This is a genomic window from Streptomyces lushanensis, from assembly GCF_001700515.1.
GTDB classification, from domain to species: Bacteria; Actinomycetota; Actinomycetes; order Streptomycetales; family Streptomycetaceae; genus Streptomyces; species Streptomyces lushanensis.
Window position 1 is genome coordinate 46560 of sequence record NZ_MAUD01000112.1, and the last position, 8726, is coordinate 55285.

5 protein-coding genes are annotated in these 8726 nt (G+C 68.9%); 1 reads left to right on the top strand and 4 read right to left on the bottom strand.

The window, feature by feature from the left end:
* Positions 1-23: 23 nt before the first annotated feature.
* Together BFF77_RS10630 and nrdR are read right to left on the bottom strand one after the other, a co-directional pair.
* Positions 24-2930 carry a vitamin B12-dependent ribonucleotide reductase gene (locus tag BFF77_RS10630; RefSeq protein WP_066946892.1) on the bottom strand — a complete coding sequence of 969 codons (2907 nt, stop codon included), beginning with the start codon at positions 2928-2930 and terminating at the stop codon, positions 24-26.
* A gap of 144 nt (positions 2931-3074) precedes the next feature.
* Positions 3075-3584: a transcriptional regulator NrdR gene (gene nrdR / locus BFF77_RS10635; protein WP_066946869.1), complete on the bottom strand. Its 510-nt coding sequence runs from the start codon at positions 3582-3584 to the stop codon at positions 3075-3077.
* 490 nt (positions 3585-4074) lie between these two features.
* Between nrdR and lexA the strand changes: the two genes are divergently transcribed.
* Positions 4075-4860 (top strand): transcriptional repressor LexA, encoded by a 786-nt coding sequence (gene lexA, locus BFF77_RS10640; RefSeq protein WP_066946872.1) that lies wholly within the window; start codon positions 4075-4077, stop codon positions 4858-4860.
* 101 nt (positions 4861-4961) lie between these two features.
* On the opposite strand, the gene BFF77_RS10645 is transcribed toward lexA, so the two are convergent.
* A complete protein-coding gene (locus tag BFF77_RS10645) occupies positions 4962-6932 on the bottom strand; it encodes an ATP-dependent DNA helicase (protein WP_066946874.1) in 1971 nt (656 codons plus the stop codon).
* 38 nt (positions 6933-6970) lie between these two features.
* Positions 6971-8726 (bottom strand): IucA/IucC family protein (locus tag BFF77_RS10650; RefSeq protein WP_066946877.1); only part of this gene is annotated, 1756 nt, incomplete at its 5' end.

The following is an 8726-nucleotide window of genomic DNA, read 5'->3' on the forward strand; positions in this document are numbered from 1 at the left end:
ACCCCCGCCCGGTGCCACCGGTGTCAGCTGCAGCCGCTCGTGGAGCCGCAGCCCTCGCAGATGTAGCAGGAGCCCGCCCGCTGCATCTTCGTGCCGCAGGAGAAGCAGAGCGGTGCGTCGGCGCTGATGCCGAGTTGCATCTCGACCAGTTCGGCCGAGGTGTGCGCCTCCTTGGGGGCCGGGACCGCGGCCGGGCCGGCGACCTCGGCCGCGGAGACCGCCTTCAGTGGCTCCGGCGTGCGCGGGGCGGACTGGACGAGGCTTTCCGCGTCCAGCGTCTCGTCGTCAAGGGACGGCTCGTACGAACCGGTGTCGAGATGGCGCTGGCGCTCCTCGGCCGAGTGGATCCCTAGGGCCGAGCGGGTCTCGAAGGGCAGGAAGTCCAGCGCGAGCCGGCGGAAGATGTAGTCGACGATCGACTGCGCCATCCGTACGTCCGGGTCGTCCGTCATACCGGCCGGCTCGAACCGCATATTGGTGAACTTGGAGACATAGGTCTCCAGCGGCACACCGTACTGAAGACCGACGGAGACGGCGATCGAGAAGGCGTCCATCATGCCCGCGAGGGTGGAGCCCTGCTTGGACATCTTGAGGAAGACCTCGCCGAGACCGTCGTCCGGGTAGGAGTTGGCGGTCATGTAGCCCTCGGCGCCGCCCACCGTGAAGGAGGTGGTGAGACCGGGACGGCCCTTGGGGAGACGCTTACGGACCGGGCGGTACTCGATGACCTTCTCCACCGCCTGGCGGATGGTGTCCTCGGCCTTCGCCGCGACCTTCCCCTCCACCTCCTTCTCCTTCTTCTTCGCGGAGAGCGGCTGCCCGACCTTGCAGTTGTCGCGGTAGATCGCGAGCGCCTTGACGCCCATCTTCCACGCCTCGAAGTAGACCTCTTCGACGTCCTCGACGGTGGCGCTCTCCGGGAGGTTCACCGTCTTGGACAGCGCGCCGCTGATCCACGGCTGGATGGCCGCCATCATGCGGACATGGCCCATCGCGGAGATGGAGCGCTCGCCCATCGCGCAGTCGAACACCTCGTAGTGCTCGGTCTTCAGACCGGGCGCGTCGATCACATTGCCGTGCTCGGCGATATGGGCGACGACCGCCTCGATCTGCTCCGGCTGATAGCCGAGGCGGCGCAGCGCCTGCGGCACCGTGCCGTTGACGATCTGCATCGAGCCGCCGCCGACCAGCTTCTTGAACTTGACCAGGGCGAGGTCGGGCTCCAGCCCGGTGGTGTCGCAGGACATCGCGAGACCGATGGTGCCGGTGGGCGCGATGACCGAGGCCTGGGCGTTGCGGAAGCCGTTCCTCTCGCCGAGACGGAGGACGTCCTGCCAGGCCTCCGTGGCGGCGGCCCAGATCGGGGTGTCCAGATCGTCGATACGGACGGCCGTGGCGTTGGCGTCGGAGTGCTGCCGCATGACGCGCTTGTGCGGCTCGGCGTTACGGGCGTAGCCGTCGTACGGACCGACGACCGCGGCCAGCTCGGCGGAGCGCCGGTAGGAGGTGCCCGTCATCAGCGAGGTGATGGCGCCGGCCAGGGACCGGCCGCCGTCGGAGTCGTACGCGTGGCCCGTGGCCATCAGCAGGGCGCCGAGGTTGGCGTAGCCGATGCCGAGCTGGCGGAAGGCCCGGGTGTTCTCACCGATCTTCTGCGTGGGGAAGTCCGCGAAGCAGATGGAGATGTCCATCGCGGTGATGACCAGCTCGACGACCTTGGCGAAGCGCTCGGACTCGAAGGACTGGCTGCCCTTGCCGTCGTCCTTGAGGAACTTCATCAGGTTCAGGGACGCGAGATTGCACGAGGTGTTGTCCAGGTGCATGTACTCGCTGCACGGGTTCGAGCCGTTGATCCGGCCGGACTCGGGGCAGGTGTGCCAGCGGTTGATCGTGTCGTCGTACTGGATGCCCGGGTCGGCGCAGGCCCATGCCGCCTCCGCCATCTTGCGGAAGAGCTCCTTGGCCTCGACCTCTTCGATGACATCACCGGTCATCCGGGCGCGCAGCCCGAACTTCTCGCCGTTCTCGACGGCCTTCATGAACTCGTCGTTCACACGGACCGAGTTGTTGGCGTTCTGGTACTGGACGGACGTGATGTCGTCGCCGCCCAGGTCCATGTCGAAGCCCGCGTCCCGCAGGGCACGGATCTTCTCCTCCTCCTTGACCTTGGTCTGGATGAAGTCCTCGATGTCGGGGTGGTCGACATCGAGGATGACCATCTTGGCCGCGCGGCGCGTGGCACCACCGGACTTGATCGTTCCCGCGGACGCGTCGGCGCCGCGCATGAAGGAGACCGGGCCCGAGGCGTTGCCGCCGGAGGAGAGCAGTTCCTTGGAGGAACGGATCCTGGAGAGGTTCAGACCGGCGCCCGAGCCTCCCTTGAAGATCATCCCCTCTTCCTTGTACCAGTCCAGGATCGAGTCCATGGAGTCGTCGACGGAGAGGATGAAGCAGGCCGAGACCTGCTGCGGCTGCGGGGTGCCGACGTTGAACCACACCGGCGAGTTGAAGCTGAAGACCTGGTGCAGGAGGGCGTACGCCAGCTCGTGCTCGAAGATCTCGGCGTCGGCGGGCGAGGCGAAGTACTGGTGGTCCTCGCCGGCCTTGCGGTACGTCTTCACGATCCGGTCGACGAGCTGCCTCAGACCGGTCTCGCGCTGCGGGGTGCCGACGGCCCCGCGGAAGTACTTGCTGGTGACGATGTTGACCGCGTTCAGCGACCAGAAGTCGGGGAACTCGACGCCACGCTGCTCGAAATTGACCGAGCCGTCGCGCCAATTGGTCATGACGACATCACGGCGCTCCCAGACCACCTCGTCGTACGGATGCACGCCGGGTGTCGTGTGGATCCGCTCGATACGCAGCCCCTTGCCGGCCTTGGTCCCCTTGGTTCGGGAACCTCGTGCCGGGCCGCTCGTCGTCTCTGTCATGCCGCCTCCCATATACGTACAAAAACGCCCTGAAGTGCCATGCTCTTCCCGTGGCACGGGGTCTGTGTCCACATGCCTCGGGCGCGCGCGGGGCGCCCGTGACAGGTCCTGGTTGCCGCGGAGCGGCCGGACGGAGCCGGCCGGTCAGTCCGCGGCGGTGGCGGGCACGAGGACCTCGTGGGTCCCGTCGGCGCCGCACTTGTCTGCGGGAGGCCGCTCGCGCAGTTCCGCGATGGCGGCCTCGAAGTCCTCGAGCGAGTCGAACGCCCGGTACACGGATGCGAAGCGCAGGTACGCGACGAGGTCGAGCTCCTGCAGTGGGCCGAGTATGGCCAGCCCCACGTCGTGGGTGGTCAGCTCGGCGCTTCCGGTGGCACGCACCGCTTCCTCGACCCGCTGGCCGAGCTGGGCGAGGGCGTCCTCGGTGACCGGCCGCCCCTGGCACGCCTTGCGCACGCCGGAGATGACCTTGGTACGGCTGAAGGGCTCGGTCACACCGCTGCGCTTGATCACCATCAGTGAGGCGGTCTCCACCGTGGTGAAACGGCGGGAGCAGTCGGGGCACTGCCGACGGCGCCGGATCGACGTCCCGTCGTCGGTGGTGCGACTGTCGACGACACGGCTGTCGGGGTGCCTGCAGAAGGGACAGTGCATGGCTCCCAACCCTCCTTCACGGCGTGACTGAACAGCCCCGTCAGGGCCCGGAAACAACCCCTCGAAGCAACCCCCAGCATAGGCGATGGCCTCGGCCGACCGAGACTGGGGACCACAACTTCTGGGTGGCCGCGACAATCCAACCACTAGATCTGGGGTTTGACCGCATCCTAGGCCCTGGCGCGTGTCGTATCCGGGGGCGGCTCCCGGGGAGCCCCGCGGACCGGCCACGAGGGTACGGGAAGGGCGCGGCGGCCCCGGTTCCGGCCCGCCCGGTGGAAGACTGGAACCGCGCCCCGGGCCACTGCGGCACGGCCGCGAACGGTACCGTGACGACAGGCCGCATACAGCCACAGACGTGGCCCATACACCCAGCCCAAGACTTACGACAGGCACTCTGCGATTTTTCACTCGAACGTGTGTTTGGCGCAACCTTTCGAAAGCTACTACCGTTGTCCAGCTAGGGAGAACATTTCGAGAGGGGCCCGACGTGACCACCACCGCAGACAGTGCCACCATCACTGCCCAGGACCGCTCCCAGAGCCGACTCGAGCCGGTGCATGCCATGAATGACGCGATCATGAATCCGGAGGGGCCCAAGCCCACCCGGTCACTGCCCGGCCGGCCTCCAGGAATCAGGGCGGACAGCTCCGGTCTCACGGACCGGCAGCGGAGGGTCATCGAGGTCATCCGCGACTCCGTCCAGCGGCGTGGCTATCCGCCCTCGATGCGCGAGATCGGCCAGGCCGTCGGCCTCTCCAGCACCTCGTCGGTCGCCCATCAGCTCATGGCTCTGGAGCGCAAGGGCTTTCTGCGCCGCGACCCGCACCGGCCCAGGGCGTACGAGGTGCGCGGATCGGACCAGCCGAGCACCCAGCAGACGGACACGACCGGCAAGCCCGCCGCGTCCTACGTCCCGCTGGTCGGCCGGATCGCCGCGGGCGGACCGATCCTCGCCGAGGAGTCGGTCGAGGACGTCTTCCCGCTCCCCCGCCAACTGGTCGGGGACGGGGAGCTGTTCGTCCTCAAGGTCGTCGGCGACTCGATGATCGAGGCGGCGATCTGTGACGGCGACTGGGTGACGGTCCGCCGCCAGCCGGTCGCGGAGAACGGTGACATCGTCGCCGCGATGCTGGACGGCGAGGCCACGGTCAAGCGCTTCCGCCGCGAGGACGGCCATGTCTGGCTGCTCCCGCACAACGCGGCGTACCAGCCGATCCCCGGTGACGAGGCGACGATCCTCGGCAAGGTGGTCGCGGTCCTGCGCCGGGTGTGACGACTCCACCGGCTCCGACCGGGCCCCGGGACCCCCTGCGCCGGTCCTGGGGCCTGCTTCACACGCGCAACGAGCGGGCAGGCCCCGGTGCCGTACGGGGGCTACTTTCCGGCGGCCTGGGCCACGGCATCGATCGCCGCGAGAGATCGCCGTACCTGCTGACCGTCCGTGGTGTACCAGAAATCGGGCAGTGAGGCGCGCAGAAAACTGCCGTACCGGGCGTTGGCCAGCCTCGGATCGAGCACGGCCACTACACCGCGGTCCCCGGTCGCCCGTACAAGCCGTCCGGCACCCTGGGCCATGAGCAGGGCGGCATGCGTCGCGGCCACCGCCATGAACCCATTGCCGCCGGCTTCCTCCACCGCCTTCTGGCGCGCGCTCATCAGCGGATCGTCGGGGCGCGGGAAGGGAATGCGGTCCATCACCACGAGCTGAGAGCTGGGCCCCGGCACATCGACGCCCTGCCACAGCGAGAGGGTGCCGAAGAGACAGGTACGGGGATCGGCGGCGAACGCCTTGATCAGCTCTCCGAGCGTCTCCTCGCCCTGGAGCAGAATCGGCACATCCATCCTGCCGCGCAGCTCCTCCGCCGCGGCCTGGGCGGCCCGCATCGAGGAGAAGAGCCCGAGCGTACGGCCGCCCGCCGCCTCCACCAGCTCCGCCAGCTCATCCATCATGTCGCCGCGCGAGCCCTCCCGTCCCGGGGTGGCGAGATGGCGCGCGACATAGAGGATGCCCTGCTTGCGGTAGTCGAACGGCGAGCCGACATCGATGCCCTTCCACTGCGCGATGTCGTCCCCCTCCGTACCTTCCGGCGCGAGGCCGAGCGAGGCGCCCACCCCGTTGAAGTCACCGCCGAGCTTGAGAGTGGCGGAGGTCAGGACGACGGAGCGGTCGGCGAAGAGCTTCTCCCGCAGCAGTCCCGACACAGAGAGCGGCGCGACCCGGAGGGAGGCACCGAACCGGTCGTGCCGCTCGTACCAGACGACGTCGTACTCGGAGCCGTTGGCGATCCGCTCCGCCACCGCGTGCACGGACTCGACGGACGCCAGCGCCTGCTTCCGTACGACGTCCTCGTCCTGCAAGGACTTGTCGCGCGTCGAGCCCAGCGCCGAGATGACCGTACGGGCGGCGTCGCGCAGGGCCATCAGGGCATAGCCGAGATCCTCCGGGATCTCTTCGAGCCGCCCGGGGAGGGCCAGCTCCATCAGCCGCTCGAAGGTCTCGGCCGCCGTCTGGAGGGCGTCCGCCACCTTCTCGTTCACCAGCTTCGCCGAGCGGCGCACCGCGCGATGCACCTGCCCCGGGGTCAGCTCGCCCGTGGCGACTCCGGTGACCCGGGAGACCAGCTCATGGGCCTCGTCGACGATCAGCACCTCGTGCTCGGGCAGCACCGGCGCGCCCTCGATGGCGTCGATCGCGAGGAGCGCGTGGTTGGTGACGACGACCTCGGCGAGCTTGGCGCGCTCACGCGCCTGCTCGGCGAAGCACTCCATGCCGTAGGCACATTTCGTGGCGCCCAGGCACTCCCTGGACGAGACGGAGACCTGGGACCAGGCACGGTCCGAGACACCGGGCGTCAGATCGTCGCGGTCGCCCGTCTCGGTCTCGTCCGCCCAGTCCCGCATCCGCAGCAGGTCCTGGCCCAGCTTGCTGCTGGGCGCCGCCGCCTCGAACTGATCGAAGAGGCCGTCCTCCTCGTCCTGCGGCACCCCTTCGTGCAGCCGGTGCAGACAGAGATAGTTGGAACGGCCCTTGAGCATGGCGAACTCCGGACGTCTGCGCAGCAGCGGATGCAGCGCGTCGACCGTACGCGGAAGGTCGCGCTCCACCAGCTGGCGCTGCAACGCCAGGGTGGCCGTGGCCACCACCACCCGCTCGCCGTGTGCCAGCGCGGGCACGAGATAGCCCAGCGACTTGCCGGTGCCGGTGCCGGCCTGGATGAGCAGATGGGACGGGGCGTCGATGGCTTCGGCGACGGCCTCGGCCATGGTGACCTGGCCAGGCCTTTCCACGCCGCCGACGGAGCTGACGGCGGCGTGGAGGAGCTCGGGGAGTGATGGCTTCGTCATAGCCCGACCACCCTACGGGGCGCCACTGACAACAGCGATCACTCGTCCTGTCTCCGGGCCGCCAGCGGATTGGGAACCGTGCCGTGCACCGCGGCGTGCGGTCGCTGGGCACGGTCACGGTAACCGTCGAGATGGAGCCGGTTCCGGTTCAGGCAGAGACGCTCGATACGGGGTGTGAGCAGGTCGAATGTCTCGAAGCGCCGGCGCAGTTCCGGGAAGCGGGCCTGGTGGCGCAGGATCTCCGCCCGTACGAGGGACCAGAACTCCTCCTCCGGCAGCCCGAGTTGGTCCTCGCACAGCGGTGCGAGATAGCGGAAGACACCGACGAAGAGCCCTGAATGGATGAACTGGATGAGGAAGGACGGCTCCTCGGTGAGGAGGACGTCCCTCACCTCCGCCGGCATCGCGTCGTGCTCGGGCAGCGGCTGGGCGCTGATGTTCACGTCGTCGACGAAGTCCTTGATCGCCAGCCGTACCGGGACGTCCTGGTCGTCGAAGACGACGATGGCGTTCTCCCCGTGCGGCGAGAAGACCGTCCCGTAGCGGTAGAGGAAGTGCAGCAGCGGCGGCAGCAGCGCCGCGAAGAGCCGCTGGAGCCAGCGGGCGGGCGGCAGACCGGAACGGGCGACGAGTTCGGCGGTGAACGCTCTGCCCTGGGGATCCGTATGGATGAGGGAGGCGAGCGTACGGGCGCGTTCACCGGGGGCGAGCCGGGTCTGGAGGGACTCGCGCCAGATCGCGCCGAGCAGTTCCTTGTACTGGTACGGAACCTCGGGGAGGTGGTCGTAGAGCGGGTGTTCGACCGCCACGGAGGCGACTTCGCCGAGCAGGATGACACCGCATTCGTCGCGCAGGAAGGCGTCGGCGTCCCGTATGCCGTGGACCCAGGCGGTGACGGCGGGGGCCGCGAGCGTGCGCTCGGTGGGCAGTCCGCGCCAGACGAGGGTGTTGAGGATGGACAGAGGCAGCTTGACCGTGTGCCGGTCGGGACGTGCGATGTTCAGGAAGGTACGGATGGACTGCTGCGGGAGCCGCAGATCACCGTCGGTGGGAAGCGGGACGATCGCTCCCCCGGCTATGGCGGGCGCGTAGAGAGGGAGCAGGACCTCCTCCCACTGCCAGGGGTGCACGGGGAGATACAGATAGGTGGCGGGATCGAGGCCGCGGTCCCGGAGGACGGAGTCGAAGCGCTCCCGGACGGCGGTGTCGAGTTCGCGGCCGTAGAGCAGGTCGGGCGAGCGCAGCGTGGAGACGCCCCGGTAGGTGGCGAGGCTGGTGCTGACCGCGATCCACGGGAGCCGGGCCGGGGTACGGGCCTCGGGTGCCCAGCGCGCGGTGTCGGTGGCGGAGAAGCCGACGCGGCCCTTGTTGAGGACGATCCAGGGGTGCCCGGTCTGGTGCCCTTCGAGGTCGGCGTAGTCGAGGTCGGCGAGGCGCGCGGCGGTGAGGGCCGTGTGGTCGAGTCTGGCGTCGGCGGCGAGCGTCGTGGTGAGTTCGCGGACGAGATGGCCGAGGGTCTCGCCGTCGAGTCCGAGCAGCCCTCTGGCGAGCGGCAGGAAGCAGAGCGGGTCGGTGAAGGGCTGGTCGCGGTACTCGACGGAGTTCGCCTCGACGCGCCAGTCGCCGTAGGCACCGCGGGTGGCGCGGAAGGTGAACGTTTCGCCATTGTCGAGCGTGAGGGCGTACCGGCCGTCGGCGGCGCCGGGGACGGGCAGCGGCTCGATGATCTGTTCGTACGCGAATTCCCCGAGGAGTTTGGCGAGGAGGCGCCCGGCCGCCCGGTTCCAGGCCCGG

Excerpts from the sequence above, each read along its gene's own strand:
- BFF77_RS10630 (WP_066946892.1), bottom strand. The coding sequence starts at position 2,930 with ATGACAGAGACGACGAGCGGCCCGGCACGAGGTTCCCGAACCAAGGGG.
- nrdR (WP_066946869.1), bottom strand. The coding sequence starts at position 3,584 with ATGCACTGTCCCTTCTGCAGGCACCCCGACAGCCGTGTCGTCGACAGT.
- BFF77_RS10645 (WP_066946874.1), bottom strand. The coding sequence starts at position 6,932 with ATGACGAAGCCATCACTCCCCGAGCTCCTCCACGCCGCCGTCAGCTCC.